Source organism: Gammaproteobacteria bacterium (ex Lamellibrachia satsuma), from assembly GCA_019623805.1.
GTDB lineage: Bacteria > Pseudomonadota > Gammaproteobacteria > Chromatiales > Chromatiaceae > QGON01.
On the sequence record CP053680.1, the window covers coordinates 1,396,472 to 1,415,733 of the forward strand.

The window sequence follows — 19,262 nt, forward strand, 5'->3', positions numbered from 1 at the left end:
TTACCCCTGAGACTCAGCTATTGTGGCGCAATGACAGCAACTGTTTGATTCGACATTGGTTTTCAAATTCAAAAAGGCGAAGAAATCAGTATGTTCTGCTGCCCAACAATCAGCAACACAAAGTAATGGCTTTTTTTCATAGAGTTACACTCATAGCTCTCCTCAGTGGCTGAGTCTCAGGGGTAATCAGGAAAATAATTGCTAAAGTATTCAGGAGACCTGCCGCTGAGGGTTCTAGGGAAACACTGAACGGAGTATGGTGATAACACAGTCGTGTCACACCAAGAACCGCTCGGCATTTCTCCAGTAATGGTCTAACCAAAGGTGAATCATGGCAATCGAGATCAACAGTCTATCCAGAGGCGCACTGCAAAACGCAGTCGAGAGTACTTCTGCCAACCAGACATCGGCATCCTCCACTGGCGGCATCCGAAGTGCAGCCACCTCCCAGGACGACAGCGTCAGTCTGACCCGCTCGGCAACCCAGCTACAGTCACTGGAGCAGAAAATTTCTCAGATGCCGGTAGTCGATGCTCAACAAGTGGAGAGTGTGCAGCGCGCTATGGCAACCGGCAGTTTTAATATCGATCCTGAAAAATCAGCCGAAAATCTATTATTCATGGAGCGCGCACTTCCGTAACCCGGAAGTGAAAGCAAGGTGAACAATCCTACCAGCCTCCAAGAGGATTTTTCCGCGCTCCTGCAATCGGAGATCGATGAGAGTCGGCGTCTGTTGGATATATTGCTGCGGGAGCACAAGCTGTTGCAGGGGGCATCCTCCGCCCCCCTAGAACAACTCACTGCTGAGAAACAACAGCAGATGGCAGTATTGGAAACTGCCGTAGTAAAACATAATCGATTGTTGCTACATCTTGATCTGCAGCCCAACCGGGAGGGGAGTGAACAGCTATTGCAACAACTTCCCGAAGCTGATTCAGCTCGTCAGTTGTGGGAAGAGTTTGAACAATTGATTGAAACCTGCCAGAAACAGAATGAGGTCAACGGCGATATCCTCAGCCTCAACCAACGGCAGGTCAGCCAGGCCATCGATATCCTGCGAGGTGTCACCACGGGCCAGAAGACCTATGGTCCGTCAGGGGAGTCGCGCCCCGACAACCACTCAAACTCGTTCGGCAAAGCTTAGGCCATCCTGAAAAGATATAGGGCTGCGTTTAATTCATCGGGTCTGGTGCGCATGACGCACCCTGCGTTCTACAATCATCCTTTATCCAGATCTAGCCCCAACTCCCGCAGTCGGGGCAGGTCTTCGGGACGGTCAAGATCCCAAAGCACGGGTAGTTCCTCCCACTGCCAGCCAAGCTCATCCAGACACTGCCGGGTCGCTTCTGCTACTGTCTCACTACCCCAGGATATGTCCTGAAACAGGCATTCAGCGGTGCGTCGCAGCCCCAACAGAACATAGCCCCCATCCTCTGCCGGAATCAGCACCGCATCTGAACCACGCCTGAGCGACTGCAATGCCTGGTCAACTATCACGGAGGTCAGGGCCGGGCAATCGACGCCGATCAACACGATATACGCACGATGCTGTAACGCCTCATCGGCTGCAAAGGCCATCCGTTCGCCAAGATCATCGCCCTGCTGTTGGTACAGGGGAATATCGAATTCGCTGTGAAAGCGTTGCAGTCGAGGATGCCTGGTATCAGGCGCGCACCAGAGTTCGATTGGAGCGACCTGGTCCTCAGACAAATTATTGACCAAACGTTCCAACAGACGCTGATAGAGAGCCGTAGAACTCCCCTCCCCCAAAGCTGGAATCAGACGGGTCTTAACCTCTCCAGGCCGGGGTGCCTTGGCAAACAACAGAATCCCCCCATCGGGGTGCAGGAACTCCGTCACCATTTAATCCAGGGCGCCACCACAACTACTGCCCTGCCCGGCAGTACAGCCATAACAGTGCTCGGCCACCTGAATCGGCCAACCATCGATATCGTGGTTGATCAGGTCACGCAACCTGGGGCGTTTCACCTCGCCACTCTCCAGCTGAATGTCGAGCATCTGGTTAAAGTCGCAATCGTAGACACGGCCCTGCCAGTCGACACTGATCAGATGGCGGCACATAACCGACTCAATATTGGCAGGCTGGTGGGCATCCCGAAGCAGTTGCAGGTAACTCTGAAACTCTCCCTTCGATTGCAGCAGGCTGCCAAAACGGTTGATCGGCATGTTGGTGATGGTGAGCAACTGATTGAAAATGATGTTGAAACGCTCAACCAGCTGTCGCTTGTAGTCTGTCTCCAGCGGACCTTGAGGGGGTGGCAGCGAGGCTCCCTGCGGATTGTAGACCAGATTGAGCAGCAGGCTGTTGCCTGTCATGCCGTAACCAAGCCCATTCAGCCGCTGCAATGCACGAATACTGGCCTCATAGGCGCCCTTGCCGCGCTGGGCATCGACATTCTCCTCCAGGTAGCAGGGCAGTGAGGCCACCACCTCGACCCGGTGATAGGCAAGAAAGTCTGCCAGCTGCTCTTGCCCCTCCTCCTCCAGCACAGTCAGATTGCAGCGGTCGATCACATGCACGCCCATCTCCGTGGCCGTTTCCACCAGATAGCGGAAGTTGGGGTTCAGCTCTGGGGCGCCACCGGTCAGGTCCAGCGCCTTCATTCGGTGCTTACGCAGGAAGACCAGAACATCTTCAACCGTCTCGCGAGTCATCTCTTCGGTACGATTCGGGCCCGCATTCACATGACAGTGGACGCATGAGAGATTGCAGCGCAGCCCAAGATTGACCTGCAGGGTCTCCAGACGGCCCCGCTGCAACGAGGGAAAACTGGTTGGTTTGAGAAGATGGGAGGTATCGAGCATCGGTTCGTCGTTTAATCGCCTGGTGGAGATGGAATTTCATCAGGGCAGCAATGATACAGCAACCCTTTCATATGTACGCATTTCAACGACTCACGGATTCAATCTGCATATAAGTCAGTAAAATGACAAAATCCTGTAGAAAATGCCGACAAAACCCGCACTCCGTCACAATAAAGCAGGAACCTATATCACACTAACGAATCAGAATACTTGAAAGTAGTTTAGTAAATGCTAATATACTAACCCATGAGCAACAATTTAAGAGGATTATGTCATGTTACCTATTTTATTTGGCTTGATTGCCGCAACCATCTTCGGACTTTTCGCCGTAATGACCTATGGCGTAGAGAACATTCTCTACTACCCTTGGGTGGAAATCGTCTTCTGGTCTTTGATCGGAGCAGGGGCAAGTGTCACCGCTCTCGGTGAGTTCAACCGGTGTTTGCCCTGCAGACTCAAGGAACAATTCAAGGCCCAATGGCTTGAGACACTCTGCCAGAAAACCCCTTGCGCTGGGTGACACAAAAATGACCAACCTTCACGAGGCGGAGTCGCTCAGACTCCGCCGCCGTCACCTGATCCACTGCATTTAATAAAACCAAGCTCACGAGTACACCCAAAGATGTAGAGGGGATCAAGCGTAGCGGATCCAGCACCCAAGCCGGGACGAAGCTGAATGGTCATAACCTTCAGGCGACTGTATAATTCACCGCCCAGTCCCAGTAGCTCAGTAGGATAGAGCGCCTCCCTCCTAAGGAGGAAGTCAGGGGTTCGAATCCTCTCTGGGACGCCATTTCAAATAACCTGGAAGGCGCTTTTTGGTAACCATAAACCGCATCAAAGCCCTCATCCTGTCAGTCGTGCTGCTGATGCTTTCCCTCCCTGCCCAATCAGCCTCGCTTGTTGGACGGGTCTTTGCCGTACAAAGCGGCAGCCAGATCACCGTCTCCACCGACGGCGGCGAATTCCGGAATGTCATTCTCATGGGTGTCGCTGTGCCCGACAGAGGTTCCAGTGCAGGCAGAAACGCCAAACGGCAGTTGCACTCCCTGCTTGCGGGCCAGGTCGTCACTATCAAATATCGAACGCTTAACCCTCTCGGGGTCATCATTGGAACTGTTTATCGCGGTGGGGCGGACATAAACCTGCGTTTGATTCAGTCGGGTTTGGCGCGGACGAAGAGTGAGAAGGGATTGGATCGCGAAATGCTCGACCGCTACCTAACTGCAGAGCAGCAGGCCAGACAACGCCATCTGGGGCTCTGGCAGCGCTGAATTTTAGTGTAGTAGCGGCGCCTCGCCGCGATTTCTCCGTAGATGGCAAATCGCGGCGAGGCGCCGCTCCTACGAACATTTCGCAGCAAGCTGCGGGGAACTAAACTTATTTCTCACTTCCTCTAAGCCTCCCGAGGGTCTCGGACAGGGCAACTTCAAGGGCTTTGTAAGCTTTAAGCTGGGCGGCCTGATAGTGTGTCGCCGGGGTTCCGACCAACTCCAGCCTCGCCTCAAAATAGGCAACATCGGCCTCCAGGGAGACCGGATTCAGGTCGATCCAGGATGATCTCTTTTTAGACTTCTTTTTCGCCATATCTCTATCATTCAGCCGTCGCCGTCGACCAACCCTGTCGAATCTGATCCCTGTGCTAACATCGTATTAAACAATATAGAATAAAACCAACAAGACTTTGTGAACATTCACGACCTTGTGATCATTTCTAACACGCTTTCGGTATGAGCATGCCTGCGCTGCTGGATCTTTTAAAATCCTCCTCCGCCTATTACGGTGGCAATGCCGCATTTATTGAAGAACTCTACGAACGTTTTCTGCAGGATCCAAACAGTGTACCTGAGGATTGGCGTCACCATTTTGATCTGTTGAAACCGTCATCCTCACGTGAGGTGGCGCACCGGCCCATCCAGGCGCATTTTCTGAGACTGGCCAGGGAGCGGCTCCCGACAGGAAGATCCCCTCAGACATGCCTCTCCCCCACAGCCGCCGAACAACAGGCCGCTGTACTGCGTCTGATCAACGGCTACCGCGTCCGCGGCCATCAAAATGCCAATCTGGATCCTCTGCAACTGCGGGTTCCTGAGTATGTGCCCGACCTGGATCCCGCTTTCCTCCAACTCGACAACATCGGGGACGAAGCCGTCTTCAACACCGGTTCCCTCGCCGCCCCTGAACGTTTGCCTTTTCGTAAAATCATCGACCTTTTGCAGCGGGTTTACTGCGGCAGCATCGGTGCTGAATATATGCACATGACCGATACGGTACAGAAGCGGTGGATTCAGGAGCGCATCGAAAACCTCAGCAATCAGTCATCCATGCAGATTGATGACAAACTTTGGCTGTTGACGCTGCTGACTGCGGCTGAAGGGATCGAAAAGTATCTGCACTCCCGCTATGTCGGACAGAAAAGATTCTCGCTGGAGGGTGGCGAGAGCCTGATCCCGCTGCTGGACGAACTGATCCAGCACGCCGGAAAAAATGGTATTGGAGAGATGGTTATCGGCATGGCCCACCGAGGCCGCCTCAACGTTCTGACCAACATCCTCGGCAAACCGCCCCAGGAGATCTTTGCCGAATTCGAGGGTCGGGTCGAGGCCAACCTGCAGCGCCGTTCCGGTGACGTCAAATACCACATGGGATTCTCCACCGATATCGACACGCCTGGCGGTATTGTACACGTCGCTCTCGGTTTCAACCCCTCCCATCTGGAGATCATCAACCCGGTCATCGAGGGCTCGGTTCGCGCCCGACAGCAGAGGCGTGGCGACCGCACCGGCGAACAGGTGCTGCCGGTGCTGATCCACGGTGATTCCGCTTTTGCCGGTCAGGGGGTGGTGATGGAGACCCTCAACCTCTCCCAGACCCGTGGTTTCACCACCGGCGGCACAATCCATATCATCATCAACAATCAGATCGGTTTTACCACCAGCAACCCGCTGGATACCCGCTCCACCACCTACTGTACCGATGTGGCGAAGATGGTTCAGGCACCTATCTTTCACGTCAATGGCGACGATCCGGAGGCAGTACTGTTTGTCACACGCCTCGCACTCGATTTCCGTTTCCGTTTCAACAAGGACGTCCTGATCGACATGGTCTGCTACCGCCGCCACGGCCATAACGAGGCAGACGAACCCTCGGTGACCCAACCGGAGATGTACAAAAAAATCCGCCGTCATCCCACCGTGCGGGCCCGCTATGCGGAACATCTGATCGCCCACTCCGTCATATCGCCAGAGCAGGCACAGGCCATGGTGGAGAACTATCGCAGCTCCCTGGAGCAGGGCCGCGTGGTCTCACGGCCAGTGATCTGCGCGCTGAAAAATATCTTTCATGTGGACTGGCATCCATTTGGCAAAACCGATTGGGACCACCCCACAAAGACACGCATTTCGCCTGAATGTTTTGGAAACCTCTCCGGGCAACTACTGCGGACCCCTGGAGATTTTGAATTGCACCCCAGACTGGAGAATATCTGGGCGGAAAGGCGCCGCATGGCCAGTGGCGATCAGCTCGTCGATTGGGGCTTTGGTGAAACCCTCGCCTACGCCTCACTGCTCACCGAAGGCTGTCCCGTCCGTCTCTCGGGGCAGGATGTAGGGCGCGGCACTTTCTTCCACCGTCATGCCGCGCTGCACAATCAGGTCAACGGCGAACCCTATATCCCGTTGCAAAACCTGCAGGCGAATCAGGCGAACTTTCTTGTCACCGACTCCCTGCTCTCCGAAGAGGCCGTACTGGGTTACGAATACGGTTACGCCAGCGCAGAGCCCAATGCACTCACCCTCTGGGAAGCGCAGTTCGGCGACTTTGCAAACGGCGCCCAAGTTGTCATAGACCAGTTCATCTCATCCGCCGGTGAAAAATGGGGACTGATGTGCGGGCTGGTGATGCTGCTGCCACACGGCTATGAAGGTCAGGGGGCGGAACACTCTTCCGCCCGTCTCGAACGCTATCTGCAACTCTGCGCCAACCACAACATCCAAGTCTGTGTACCTACCACTCCCGCCCAGGTCTTCCATATGCTGCGGCGGCAGATCCTGCGCCCTCTGCGCCGACCACTGATCGTTTTGACACCCAAAAGTCTGCTGCGTCACCGTCTGGCCACCTCTCCCATTCAGGCATTCACCGAGGGCTGTTTCGAACCGGTTATCGGTGAGGGCGACAAGTTGAACCCCAATGAGGTGAAACGCATCGTGATGTGCAGCGGCAAGGTCTACTATGAGCTGCTGGAGGCGCGCCGCACCCGTTCATTGGGGGACGTGGCCATCGTTCGTATCGAACAGCTCTACCCGTTTCCACTTGAGTATTTCAACCAGGCAATCGCCCCCTTCCCGCAGGCCAGGGATCTCATCTGGTGCCAGGAAGAGCCACAGAACCAAGGCGCATGGGACCAGATAAAACACCGTTTCCGCACCCATCTCCAGGCGGGAAAGAGACTCTATTACGTAGGCCGTGAAACAGCAGCAGCGCCAGCCGTCGGCTATCGTCCCCTGCATATAAAACAGCAGGAGACCCTGATTGATGAGGCACTCAGCGGCAAGATCAATCCAGACATGAACCAGAGGAGCCTGTCTAACCTGGGTTGAGACGCTGACCTACCATCGTCACAAGTTTCTCCGACCCATGACAACGACAGAAGCAGATAACCGATGAGCATAGAACTTCGCGTACCCGAACTCCCGGAGTCAGTGGCGGATGCCACCATCCTGACCTGGCACAAAAAAGGCGGTGACCGCGTCAGCAGAGACGAAACCCTGCTCGACCTGGAGACCGACAAGGTGGTGCTCGAAGTGCCGGCACCAATAGATGGCATATTGAAAGAGATCCGCTTCAATGCCGGCGACACCGTCCAGACGGATGATGTGCTGGGCATCGTGGAAGCCGGTGCAGCACCTTCAGCCATGAAGGGAGAGATCGAATCGAAAGCAGAATCAATGCCGGTGCTGACACCCGCTGTACGCCGTCTGGTCAAGGAGAACGAGATCGACCCGGGCCTTATCAAAGGCAGCGGCAAGAACGGCCGTATCCTCAAGGCCGATGTGGAAGCATATATTCGGGAGCAGACGCCCCCGCCGGCAACAGAAAACAAAAAAACACCGATGCTGCCATCTAGCCCCCTTCTCTCCATTCCCAGCGGAGAGCGACCGGAACAGCGGGCACCCATGACCCGCCTGCGGAAAAGGGTGGCAGAACGCCTGCTACAAGCCCAGCAGAATTCAGCCATCCTCACCACCTTCAACGAAGTCGATCTGCACGAGATAAAACTGCTGCGCAGTCAATACCGCGAAACCTTTGAATCACAACATGATGTGCGGCTTGGTTATATGTCCTTCTTCGTCAAGGCATCTGTCGAGGCACTCAAACGTTTTCCGGTAGTCAACGCTTCAGTAGATGAAAACGACATCATCTACCATGGCTACTTCGACATCGGCATTGCGGTCTCTTCACCCCGCGGCCTGGTGGTGCCGATCCTTCGGGACGCCGATCAACTCAGTTTTGCCGAAATAGAGCAGCAGATCCGCAACTTTGGTGAAAAAGCGATGGAAGGGACCCTGAGTTACGAAGAACTCACCGGAGGAACATTCTCAATCACCAACGGCGGGGTTTTCGGCTCCATGCTCTCCACACCAATCATCAACCCCCCCCAAAGCGCAATCCTGGGGATGCATGCCATTCAGGAGAGGCCGGTTGTGGAAAATGGCGAAATCGTCATACGCCCTATGATGTATCTCGCACTCTCCTACGACCACAGAATCATCGACGGCAAGGATGCGGTGCAGTTTTTGGTCAATATCAAAGAGAATCTGGAGGAGCCGGCACGGCTGATGTTGCAGGTATAGGCGGGTACGAAACTGAGAAACTAATCCGCTTTTGCAGCCTTCTCAATCCCATCAACCAGACGCTGCAGGATATGTAATGATTGCTCGAAATCAAATTCAGATATTTTCTCCTGGAGTGCTCTGATATCCTCTGACACCGATGTCTCTACAAGAGAGTCTGCCAACTGTTCAGCGATGATCAGGGCTTGAAGATCCCCCTCCTTCAGCATCGCGGTCAACTCATCCACCAGTGACTGAGTGTGTTGCATATCCGGCAGGCGGCCTCCCGTATTCTGCTGCTCCTGCTCCACGGACTCCAGTCCCGACAATCCGGAAAGCACGTCCGATAACGAATCTTTAATCTGAAGCCGAAAAGATTCGACATCCGCCTCACCTTTTCTTAACGCCAGTTCAAGACCTGAAGCCGCTTCCGACAGTTTAAAGGCCCCAATAGTGGCCGCTGTGCCTTTGATGTTATGTACGACATGTTTTGCCTCATCACGATTATGTTCCAGCAACCCTGTCAGCCTTACCGAGGCTTCAAGATTGTCTCTATGGAATCGCCGCAAGAGATCGAGGTAGATCTCGTGATTGCCACCAACGACACGCAAACCCGCTTGCTGGTCGATACCTGACAATTGCGCTGGGAGTCGCGCTGCCGATGTCGTTTTTGTTTGCGACAAAACACCACCCCGATGTACCGGATTGATCCATTTCACCAGGACATCAAACAGCTCATCGGGGTCGATAGGCTTGGTCAAATGGTCGTCCATCTCCGCATCAAGACTCTTCTCCCTATCTCCTGCCATCGCATGGGCCGTCAGCGCCACGACGGGCAGATCATTATTTGCTTCCACTTTACGGATGCGACGGCTGGTCTCATAACCATCTATCCCCGGCATTTGAACATCCATCAACACAAGATCAAAAACATCTCGTTCCAGAGCAGCCAACCCTTCCAGCCCGTTTCCTGCAACCACTACCTTCAGACCAAAACCCTCTAGTAACTCCCGGGCAACCATCTGATTGATTGCATTATCTTCAACCAGCAGCACACGAGCACCCAGAATGCCCTGAATCGCTTCAACATCGCGGACAGGGCTGTGTGCTTCCCGTTCTCCACCGGATTGACCAAATCTCAATCCTTTATGGCCAACGGGTGAATCCTCAGCAACTTTGAGACGCACAGTGAAAGAAAAAGTGCTGCCTGTACCCTGTTCACTCTCTACACCTATTTCCCCCCCATCATTTCGACCAGACTTTTACTTACGGCAAGACCTAGTCCTGTCCCACCAAAGCGTCGGGTTGTGGATGCATCAGCCTGTGAGAATGAACGAAATAGCTTATTAGTCTGTTCGGCTGTCAAGCCAATCCCCGTATCCTTAACCTCCAAGCGGAGCAATAGACTGTCCCCTTCATGTGAAATCTCCCGGGTAGAGATTTCAACCTCTCCAATATCGGTAAACTTAAGTGCATTGCCGACAAGGTTGGTAAGCACCTGCCCAAGCCTCAGCGGGTCTCCCACAAAACGATGTGGCAGTTGGGAATTCGGGTGAAAGATCAGGTCCAAACCCTTCTCTTCAGCAATAAGACTGGAGACGGAATAGACGTGTTCAAACACATCATCAAGCAGAAAACTGGTGTGTTCCAGCTTCAACTCACCGGCTTCAATCTTGGAAAAATCGAGAATATCGTTAATGATGCCAAGCAGCGCCTTTCCGGAGGCCTGGATCTTCGACAAATAATTTTGTTGATCATTGCTGAGCTCCGTCTGCAATGCAAGATGACTCAGGCCAATCACCGCGTTCATCGGCGTACGGATCTCATGACTCATATTGGCGAGAAATTCACTCTTTGCGCGATTAGCCTCTTCTGCTCTGTCAATCGCAGTACCAAGCTCCTGCAGCATTTTTGTGCGTTCAGTGATGTCACGCACCATCGAGGTAAAAAAACGTCCATCAGTAGAACTCCATGTAGACAGCGTGACCTCTGTCAGAATATGCTCTCCATCCTTCCGCACTGCAGGAAGCTCCAAGACCTTGCCTCCACTTATAAGCTCGCCACTCTGAACGGCGCGCTGAAAACCAGTGTTATGTGATTCTTGCAGGTGCTTTGGAATAATCCTGTCCACTTGATGGCCAAGCATTTCGTCTTCTGAAAAGCCAAAGATCAGTTCAGCCGCCTTATTCCAGAAAACGATATTTCCCATTTCGTCAATGTTTATGATGGCGTCATTTGCAGTATGCGCAACCTGACGAAACCGCTCTTCGCTCGAACGCAGTGCGTCTTCAACAACCTTGCGCTCTGAAACATCCCTGAAAACTCCAACCGAGCCAGCGACCTTTCCATGTTCGACGATAGGAACTGCCGTGATGGCAATAGGAAATACTGTTCCATCCTTACGAGTAAAGAGACCATCTTCAGACCGAAAGACCTCTTCTTGATGAACCTGTTTCGATACTGGACATTCCCCCTTGCTTACGCGTCCTCCCTGTTGATCATGAAAATGAACGGCATCATGAAAGTTTCTATCTTTCAGCGCTTGGAATTTCCACCCAAGCAGACGCTCAGCCTCTGGATTCAAGAAGGTGCAACGACCCTCCTTATCCTGCGCATAAACGCCCTCCCCCATTGCGTTGGTAATACTCGTCATGAATCGGCGGCTCTCATCCACTGCCGCCTCAATCGCCTTGCGCTGAGTAATATCCGTTCGTATGGATATATATTGAAAAGGCTTACCTTGTTCATTAAGAAATGGAACAATAGTATTTTTCACCCAATAGTAATGCCCGTTCTTACTGATATTTTTTGTTTCTCCCCGCCACACATCTCCTTTGGCAATAGTTCTCCACATATCCTGAAAATATTCGGCCGGATGAGCATCCGATTTCACAATCCGGTGATTCTGCCCCAGCAACTCTTCACGGCTGTACCCGGATATCTGACAAAACTTGTCATTAACATAAGTTATTCGGCCTTTTACATCAGAGACACTGACAATAGCGTGCTGATCAAGCGCATATTTCTGAAAATCGAGATTCCTCACCGTCTCCTGTAACTTGTCGCGAGTATTATTAAGCCGACTAATTCTACTTTGTCAGATTCCATCACCCGGCAACCGACTGTTCCAGCGTCTGTTTTCGATATTGGGAGTCGATAGCCGCTTGTCGTTTACGATGCCGTTTCGTCATTTGCCGTAGTATTTCATCGCGTTCAATATCTCGCCGTGGCAGGAAGGCACGCAATAGCGATTCGATGTCTGAACAACTGAGTAAGGGGTGATCATCTTTTTGCACAATTCGCTCTTCGAGCATGAATAACATCGCCATCATGACCAAGGCCATATGGTGATGCCAGGATTTCCATTTACGGGCCTGATAATCAGCAAGACCTGATTCACTCTTACCATCCTGGAACGAACGCTCAACCCAGAACCGCTGCGCCTGCATCTTTGCAAGACAATGGGATGGCGTTTCTTCCGGTGCATTCGACAAGGTGTATTTAATCGTCTCCGGTGAATTGACCTCTCGTCGTACAATCAGGTGCCATTGATGTGCCTGGGCTTCTTTTCCATCCCAAAGCCAAACCCGATGATGCAGGATCTCGACGCGCAGTTTGCCCTTGCTGCTATCCCGTAATACCACTTGCTGCCACTCGCTGTCCCGTTGCTCATTGAGCCACTGGTCAACGCGCAGACGGGCTGCCTGGGCTTGCAGACGACTTCGACGACGACCGCGCGTTGTCGTGCTCTCCGGTATGAACGGCTGTGGATCTTCCAGGTAGACCTGTTGGTCTTTGTGGATGTCCACCACAAAGGTTTCACCCATCGCCTCCAAACCCCTCAGAAAAGCCGGATCCTTCCCGTATCCCCCATCTGCACCCACCCAGGCAAAACGCAGGCCAAGCGTCCTCTGATGACGCACCATCTCCAGCGCCAACTCTGACTTGCTTTGATGTTTCCGTTCAACTTCCGGGATACCCACCTTGCGACAGCGAGCCGGGTTCGATACCCACTCTTTGGGTAGATAGAGACGTTCATCTATCAGCGTGGACAAGTGCCCTTTACCCAGTGCTGCGAATACACCAACCTGGCAGTTATCCACCTTGCCCTGGCGGCCATTCCATTGGCGTTTAACCCCCACTGAATGTTTACCCTTCTTGGCAAGGCCACTCTCATCGAGCAACAGACAGGTATCCGCGGTTCCACCCAGCCATTGATCGGCTTCCAGCGCCACTTGGTCTAACACCGCACGATGATCCCACGGGGACTCGGTGAGCATATGCTGGAGACGCTGATCATCTGCGCCTGCAACCACCTCTTCCATGCGTTCCATGTTCTTTCTCTGCGCTTGCATCAGGCCTTTGAGATAGTGTGTGACCGGTTGAAACACCGACCTCGTCTTGCTTCGAAAATGGGATTCAAAGCGGTACTGGAAACGTTGGAATCGCTCCGCTATGCGATCGATTCTACTTATGCGCGTATCAGGTAATTCAAATGACCTTGGTGCTTGTCATTTGATGCTCTTCCTTACGATGATTGCCAAGAAATTCACAGCATATATTTTATATTATTCAGTGAGTTACTTATAGATCTAATCTGACAAAGTAGAACTAAGCGCATAGATAACCAACATTATCAAGAGCGTGGATAGCGTAAATATTCCAACATGAAAGATATCTGACAGGGTCTGCTGTCTTTTATGAAATGCCAGATAGGTCTGCTCGATAGATTCGATATGCGAGAGCATCTCCATCTTTCTGACTGTTTCTATCAAATCATCCACTGTCGACCTATACAAAATGATAAAGCGTCCATGCATTATCAGAGACATGGTCGACTCCCCGATTTCAAACGGAAGATTCGACGCTTTTTTCTCCAGTTCATCCAGCAGAAGTTTGGCTCGTGCCTGCGGCTCGCCTTTCCACCCTTGATTGAGATAGAGCGTGGTTTGCACCAAGTCGACGATCTGTTTTCTTACTCCTTCCGTATCAGGCACTGCTTCCAGCCCCAGCAATGCCTGTTTAACCGCAATTGGAAAGTACTTCGTAGAATTTTTCAGGACGGCATTTTCTGATTTGAAATTCTCTATCGCACCTCTTTTTCTCGCCAGATTCTCACGCAACCCCTGCCAGGCATCCGCCAAAACCATCTTCTCTTCATCACCGAGATCCCTGTACATATCTCTGCTATATGATGAAAATACCTTTTCCCCCGATACCAGGGCATCATAATTCGACGAAAGTCCAAAGCGACTCTCCAGCAATCTTTCATCCAACTCCGCATTAAGGGTTTTCAGGCGGCCAATACCCTCAATCATCCGTGCATGAGATTCCGTATCCTGGAATTCAGACTTTTGGTAAATAGCGGTCAGCAGCAGAACCAGCAGCAACGCGCCCAACCAGTAGCCGCCTGGCAAGATTTTTTTGGAAATCGTCGCCATTACCGACTAATTTCCGACAACTGTCCGGATAGGGTGTGCAGAAAAGCAACAATCTTTTCAATCTCCACTTCTGGAATTCGCCTGCCCAGCTGATACTCACCCATCAGCCTCACTGCCAAATCCAATGATGCCACCGAACCGTCATGGAAGTAGGGGGCTGTCAATGCAACATTCCGCAGGCTGGGTACCTTGAACTCGAAACGGTCCTCGTCACTGCCGGTTACGTTGAAACGACCCAGATCAGACCTGCTGAAACTAGTCCCCTCCGTGTAGTAGGGTTTGACAATGCCGAGCTTCTCATACATATTTCCGCCAACCGCCCGCCCCTGATGGCAAGAGGCACATCCATAATTCTTGAACAGTTGATACCCTTCCTTTTCAACCTGGTTGATTGCATCCCTCTCGCCCTTTAGATAACGATCGAATGGACCATCCGGCGTTACCAGGGATTCCTCATAACGTGCAATTGCGTCTTTTATCGCGTCAGCTGTTACACCCTCTTCATACACCGCATCAAATGTCATCCGGTACCAATGGTCAGCGCTTATTTTTCTGATCACCTCAGACCATGTGCTTCCCATTTCCTTGGGATTCGTTACAGGACCTTCAACCTGCTCCTCGAGTGTCTCAACCCGACCGTCCCAAAACTGACTCGCCTGCAACCCGCTGTTAATTACGGTTGGGGCATTCAACTCACCAACCACACCATTGATACCTATTGAGGTCTGCCGCCCATCCACACCCGACCGATCCAGTGGATGGCAAAAGGAGCAGGAGATGGTGTTGTCTGCTGACAGACGAGGGTCATGAAACAGTCTTCTTCCCAGTTCAATTTTGCGCGGGTCTGATTCAGGTGGGTAGGGAACCGGGATGATAGGCTCATTCGCGAGGCTAGAGGCCTCTGCTATTGAAATGGTAAAAATTGAAACAGCAAAGGATGCACAAGCCCACTTTATTATCTGCAGCAGGGAATCTCTGACGGACATACAGCACGCAGATACCATTTGGATCACCCTGATCAACACTCTAAAATTCACAGCTACCACAGCTTCTCTGGAAAAACATCCATAACTCCACTGCTTTTTATCGGCATTTTGCTGAAAAACTTTATCCTTCAAGATCCAATTAGGGTTTAACAAAATCCATGCAAAACAACGCAACATATTGAATATATGAACAAAAACCATCCTCCCTTCCCACACAATGCCGAACGGGGATGCAAGCACACGCACTCTGATGTACCTTACTCTCACGAACAACTATCCCAATCAATCAAAATAGGGTTCTATCAATGACGCTGATCCGCCAGGATGACTTTATCGACAGCATCGCTGATGCCCTGCAGTTCATCTCCTACTACCATCCGACAGACTTCCTTAAGGCAATGGGTAAAGCCTGGGAACGGGAACAATCTCCCGCTGCCAAGGACGCGATGGCGCAGATCCTGGTCAACTCCCGCATGTGTGCCGAAGGAAAGCGTCCCATCTGCCAGGATACCGGCATGGTGGTGGTGTTCCTTAAAGTGGGAATGGATGTTCGCTGGGATAGCAGCATCTCCATCACTGAAATGGTTGATGAGGGTGTTCGTCGCGCCTACTCTCATCCCGACAATATTTTGCGGGCCTCAATGGTAACCGACCCAGCCGGGGGACGCCTCAACACCAAAAACAACACACCTGCCATCGTCCATACCGAACTGGTTCCCGGTGACCGCATCGAGGTCAAGATCGCCTCCAAGGGTGGCGGCTCTGAAAACAAGACCCGTTTCGCCATACTCAACCCATCGGCTTCACTGGTGGAGTGGGTATTGGAACAGATCCCGCAAATGGGCGCTGGCTGGTGCCCTCCCGGCATGCTGGGTATAGGTATCGGGGGCTCCGCCGAAAAGGCCATGCTGCTGGCGAAAGAGTCGCTGATGGGACCGATCGACATCCACGAACTCAAGGCCCGCGGCGCAACGAACACCGTCGAATCCCTGCGGCTGGAGCTTTACGAAAAGATCAATGCATTGGGTATAGGCGCGCAGGGACTGGGTGGGCTGACCACTGTGCTCGACGTCAAGATCAGCGACTTCCCCACCCACGCCACTTCCCTGCCCGTGGCGATCATCCCCAACTGTGCCGCCACACGTCATGCAGAGTTTACCCTGGATGGCTCCGGCCCTGCCGTTCTGACTCCGCCTCAGCCGGACGATTGGCCCGCCGTTACCTGGGAGGCCTCGGACGACGCCCGGCGCGTCGACCTGAACAGTCTCACCAAACAGGATATTGCAGCCTGGCAACCCGGAGATCGCATTCTTCTGTCGGGTAAGTTGTTGACCGGCCGGGATGCCGCGCATAAGCGCATTGCCGATCTGCTGCAAAAAGGCGAACCCCTGCCCAAAGGCGTCGACTTTCACAACCGTTTCATCTATTACGTCGGTCCTGTCGACCCTGTGCGTGAAGAAGTGGTCGGACCGGCGGGTCCTACCACGGCCAGCCGCATGGACAAGTTCAGCGAGATGATGCTGGGCCAAACGGGCCTCATCGGCATGGTTGGCAAGTCTGAACGTGGCCCCAGCGGCATCGAGGCGATCAAACACCATAAGGCAGTCTACCTGATGGCCGTTGGTGGAGCGGCCTATCTCGTCTCCAAGGCAATACGCGCCTCCCGCATCATCGCTTTTGAAGAACTGGGCATGGAGGCGATCCGTGAGTTCGAGGTCGTCGACTTTCCGGTTACCGTCGCCGTAGACAGCCTCGGCAACTCAGTACACGAGACCGGCCCAGCCGAGTGGCGCAGCCGAATCGCAGATATTCCTGTTATTATCGAATGACAGGTGCCATATACTTAGGTACTAAGGAGAACGTTGGATAGGCGACATCCCCAAATAAGGGACGCCGAATATACATCCCTGTAGGCTTGACGACGGCATCTCGGCAACTGCTCCTGCGTTGCTCTATCTTCCCACATCCACGTGGGTCGCATGCCGCCGACACCCTCATTTGTGTATGTCGCCTATCCTATAAACTATTTAATCATTCGTTTGAGCCGTATCATCAAACGACAACTGCCCAAGCGTTAGAATGACGGGCTCAGTGCAACAATAACTTTACACCTTGATGGAGGATTTCGCCGTGGCAACAAAGAAAAAAGCTAAACCTACCAAACGGAAAAAGATAAGAAACGACGTCTACGAAAAAGAGCTTTTCAGACTTCAACTTGAACTGGTCAAACTGCAGGAGTGGATCAAATTCTCCGGACTCAAGGTCGTGGTGATCTTTGAAGGCCGCGACGCAGCAGGTAAAGGGGGTGTCATCAAGCGCATCAACCAGCACCTGAACCCCCGCATCAGCCGTGTGGTTGCCTTGCCGGCACCCACCGAGCGCGAAACCACACAGTGGTATTTCCAACGCTATGTGCCACACTTGCCGGCGGCGGGAGAGATGGTGCTGTTCGACCGCAGCTGGTACAACCGGGCCGGCGTTGAGCGGGTCATGGGATTCTGCAGCGATGAGGAGTACCACGAATTCCTACGCTCCTGTCCGGAGTTCGAACGCATGCTGGTGCGCTCCGGCATCATCGTACTCAAATACTGGTTCTCGGTATCCGATGACGAGCAGGAGCGCCGTTTCCAGAGCCGCCTGGAAGAGCCTCACAAACGCTGGAAACTGAGTCCGATGGATCTGGAGTCACTCAAACGCTGGGTCGAATACTCCAAAGCAAAGGATGCGATGTTTGCCCATACCGACATCAAACAGGTGCCCTGGTACGTGGTCAACTCAGACATCAAGAAGCACGCCCGGCTCAACTGCATCTCCCACATGTTGAGCATGATCCCCTATGAGGACCTGACCCCTGAGCCGATCGAACTGCCTGAGCGCCGGGACAGCCAAGGATATATACGGCCACCATTGACAGACCAGACTTTCGTGCCCGACATCTGTGTATGAACTATACAGCCTTCCGTATCCATCGCAGCGAGACAGGGGAGCACTCCGCTGCGATGGAGCAACGGGAGCTGACCGATCCAGCGGAAGGTGAGATCCTCATCCGCACCCGGTTCTCCAGCGTCAACTACAAGGACGCGCTGGCGGGAACGGGACTTGGAAAGATCCTGCGTGATTTTCCACTCACCGGCGGCATCGACAGTTGCGGCGACGTGGTTCAGTCCTGTGACGATCGATTCAAAGAGGGGGATCAGGTCATTGTCACCGGCTACGGCCTCTCTTTTACTCATGACGGTGGATATGCGGAATATCTCAGGGTTCCCGCCGACTGGGCTGTGCCTTTGCCGGATAATCTTGGCCCCTATCAGGCCATGGCACTCGGCACCGCCGGATTTACCGCAGCACTGGCCCTCCACCGCATGGAGAGCAACGGACAGCAGCCGGAGATGGGATCCATCCTGGTCACGGGGGCAACCGGCGGAGTGGGCAGCCTTGCGGTCAATCTGTTCCACGGAGCAGGTTACGAAGTGACCGCAGTCACCGGCAAGGGAGATCAACACGACTACCTCAAACTTATCGGCGCAAGCCAGGTGCTCTCCCGGGAAGCGTTACTGCTCGGCAGACATCCACTGGAAAAGGGACTCTGGGGAGGTGCTGTGGACAATGTCGGTGGCGAAATCCTGGCGGGACTGATCCGAACAGTCAAACCCTGGGGCAGTATCGCTGCCATCGGGTTGACAGCCGGTATCGAATTGAACACCACCGTTATGCCTTTCATCCTGCGAGGCGTCAGCCTGCTCGGCATCAACTCCGCCGATTGCCCCCATACCCTGCGCAGCAAGATCTGGCAGCGGCTGGCCACCGATCTGCATCCACAACATCTTGACGACATCGTCGACCGAGTCATCCATCTGGCGCAGCTGCCTGAAGTGTTTGACGAGATGCTGGCGGGGCATGTGCGTGGCCGCATCCTGGTACAGACAATGATGGATCAGTAGTCTGCCAAGCACCACCCATCCCCTGCAAGCAGAACATCTCCAACTATCGCCGATAAATGCCTCCCATGACATCGCGAGATATGAGCAGTTAAATGCACTCCACTTTCACGCACTAAACCTCCGGTAATTCATATTGGACTATGATCGAAATATCAGCTTAATCATTACAATAACAATCCAGGAGAAAATCCACCGCTGACAGTTGGATAGTGCGACGAGAAACCAGGACGACAAGGA

Annotated in this window: 17 protein-coding genes and 1 tRNA gene; 10 read left to right on the forward strand and 8 right to left on the reverse strand. The window is 53.1% G+C overall.

The genetic code is table 11. The features are described 5' to 3' along the window. The first annotated feature begins 331 nt into the window (after window positions 1-331). A complete protein-coding gene (gene flgM, locus HPY30_05855) occupies window positions 332-640 on the forward strand; it encodes a flagellar biosynthesis anti-sigma factor FlgM (GenBank protein QYZ65549.1) in 309 nt (102 codons plus the stop codon). 18 nt (window positions 641-658) lie between these two features. Beyond that, on the forward strand, window positions 659-1,144 hold the full coding sequence (locus tag HPY30_05860; protein QYZ65550.1) for a flagellar protein FlgN: 486 nt from the start codon (window positions 659-661) through the stop codon (window positions 1,142-1,144). A gap of 74 nt (window positions 1,145-1,218) precedes the next feature. Here the strand turns inward: HPY30_05860 and HPY30_05865 are convergent, their stop codons facing one another. Next, entirely contained in the window at window positions 1,219-1,863 is a 645-nt protein-coding gene (locus tag HPY30_05865) for a glycosyltransferase (GenBank protein QYZ65551.1), read from the reverse strand. Next, the gene (locus HPY30_05870) at window positions 1,864-2,826 is read right to left on the reverse strand and encodes a radical SAM/Cys-rich domain protein (protein QYZ65552.1); all 963 of its coding nucleotides are present in this window, start codon (window positions 2,824-2,826) and stop codon (window positions 1,864-1,866) included. A 274-nt stretch (window positions 2,827-3,100) separates the two neighbouring features. Between HPY30_05870 and HPY30_05875 the strand changes: the two genes are divergently transcribed. From HPY30_05875 to HPY30_05885, 3 genes are all read left to right on the forward strand, one after another. Continuing rightward, window positions 3,101-3,346, forward strand: coding sequence for a hypothetical protein (locus HPY30_05875; protein QYZ65553.1), 246 nt, complete (start codon window positions 3,101-3,103; stop codon window positions 3,344-3,346). A 196-nt stretch (window positions 3,347-3,542) separates the two neighbouring features. Further along, window positions 3,543-3,619, forward strand: a tRNA-Arg gene (locus tag HPY30_05880). Window positions 3,620-3,644: 25 nt separating this feature from the next. Further along, the gene (locus HPY30_05885) at window positions 3,645-4,100 is read left to right on the forward strand and encodes a dihydrolipoamide succinyltransferase (GenBank protein QYZ65554.1); all 456 of its coding nucleotides are present in this window, start codon (window positions 3,645-3,647) and stop codon (window positions 4,098-4,100) included. A gap of 106 nt (window positions 4,101-4,206) precedes the next feature. Here HPY30_05885 and HPY30_05890 read toward each other — a convergent pair whose 3' ends face one another. Beyond that, the gene (locus HPY30_05890) at window positions 4,207-4,413 is read right to left on the reverse strand and encodes a fumarate hydratase (protein ID QYZ65555.1); all 207 of its coding nucleotides are present in this window, start codon (window positions 4,411-4,413) and stop codon (window positions 4,207-4,209) included. Between the two features lie 149 nt (window positions 4,414-4,562). On the opposite strand from HPY30_05890, the gene HPY30_05895 reads away from it, so the two are divergent. Both HPY30_05895 and odhB read left to right on the forward strand, forming a co-directional pair. Continuing rightward, window positions 4,563-7,424, forward strand: a complete 2,862-nt coding sequence (locus HPY30_05895) for a 2-oxoglutarate dehydrogenase E1 component (GenBank protein QYZ65556.1) — start codon at window positions 4,563-4,565, stop codon at window positions 7,422-7,424. Between the two features lie 63 nt (window positions 7,425-7,487). Continuing rightward, window positions 7,488-8,678 carry a 2-oxoglutarate dehydrogenase complex dihydrolipoyllysine-residue succinyltransferase gene (odhB, locus tag HPY30_05900; protein QYZ65557.1) on the forward strand — a complete coding sequence of 397 codons (1,191 nt, stop codon included), beginning with the start codon at window positions 7,488-7,490 and terminating at the stop codon, window positions 8,676-8,678. A 20-nt stretch (window positions 8,679-8,698) separates the two neighbouring features. Here the strand turns inward: odhB and HPY30_05905 are convergent, their stop codons facing one another. The 5 genes from HPY30_05905 to HPY30_05925 all read right to left on the reverse strand — a co-directional run bounded on the left by HPY30_05905 (window position 8,699) and on the right by HPY30_05925 (window position 15,084). Beyond that, complete coding sequence (locus HPY30_05905; protein ID QYZ65558.1) at window positions 8,699-9,799, reverse strand: response regulator; 1,101 nt, start codon at window positions 9,797-9,799, stop codon at window positions 8,699-8,701. An 89-nt stretch (window positions 9,800-9,888) separates the two neighbouring features. Next, window positions 9,889-11,703: a PAS domain S-box protein gene (locus tag HPY30_05910; GenBank protein QYZ65559.1), complete on the reverse strand. Its 1,815-nt coding sequence runs from the start codon at window positions 11,701-11,703 to the stop codon at window positions 9,889-9,891. Between the two features lie 61 nt (window positions 11,704-11,764). Then, window positions 11,765-13,012 (reverse strand): IS701 family transposase, encoded by a 1,248-nt coding sequence (locus HPY30_05915; GenBank protein QYZ65560.1) that lies wholly within the window; start codon window positions 13,010-13,012, stop codon window positions 11,765-11,767. 237 nt (window positions 13,013-13,249) lie between these two features. Then, on the reverse strand, window positions 13,250-14,098 hold the full coding sequence (locus tag HPY30_05920) for a hypothetical protein (protein QYZ65561.1): 849 nt from the start codon (window positions 14,096-14,098) through the stop codon (window positions 13,250-13,252). Next, complete coding sequence (locus HPY30_05925; protein QYZ67930.1) at window positions 14,098-15,084, reverse strand: cytochrome-c peroxidase; 987 nt, start codon at window positions 15,082-15,084, stop codon at window positions 14,098-14,100. Before HPY30_05925 ends, HPY30_05920 begins: the two co-directional genes overlap by 1 nt. Before the next feature lie 305 nt (window positions 15,085-15,389). Between HPY30_05925 and HPY30_05930 the strand changes: the two genes are divergently transcribed. The 3 genes from HPY30_05930 to HPY30_05940 all read left to right on the forward strand — a co-directional run bounded on the left by HPY30_05930 (window position 15,390) and on the right by HPY30_05940 (window position 19,025). After that, a complete protein-coding gene (locus HPY30_05930) occupies window positions 15,390-16,913 on the forward strand; it encodes a fumarate hydratase (GenBank protein ID QYZ65562.1) in 1,524 nt (507 codons plus the stop codon). Window positions 16,914-17,199: 286 nt separating this feature from the next. Then, window positions 17,200-18,030 carry a polyphosphate kinase 2 gene (ppk2, locus tag HPY30_05935; protein QYZ65563.1) on the forward strand — a complete coding sequence of 277 codons (831 nt, stop codon included), beginning with the start codon at window positions 17,200-17,202 and terminating at the stop codon, window positions 18,028-18,030. Then, window positions 18,027-19,025, forward strand: coding sequence for an oxidoreductase (locus HPY30_05940; protein QYZ65564.1), 999 nt, complete (start codon window positions 18,027-18,029; stop codon window positions 19,023-19,025). The genes ppk2 and HPY30_05940 overlap by 4 nt, the downstream gene beginning before the upstream one ends. Window positions 19,026-19,262: the final 237 nt, after the last annotated feature.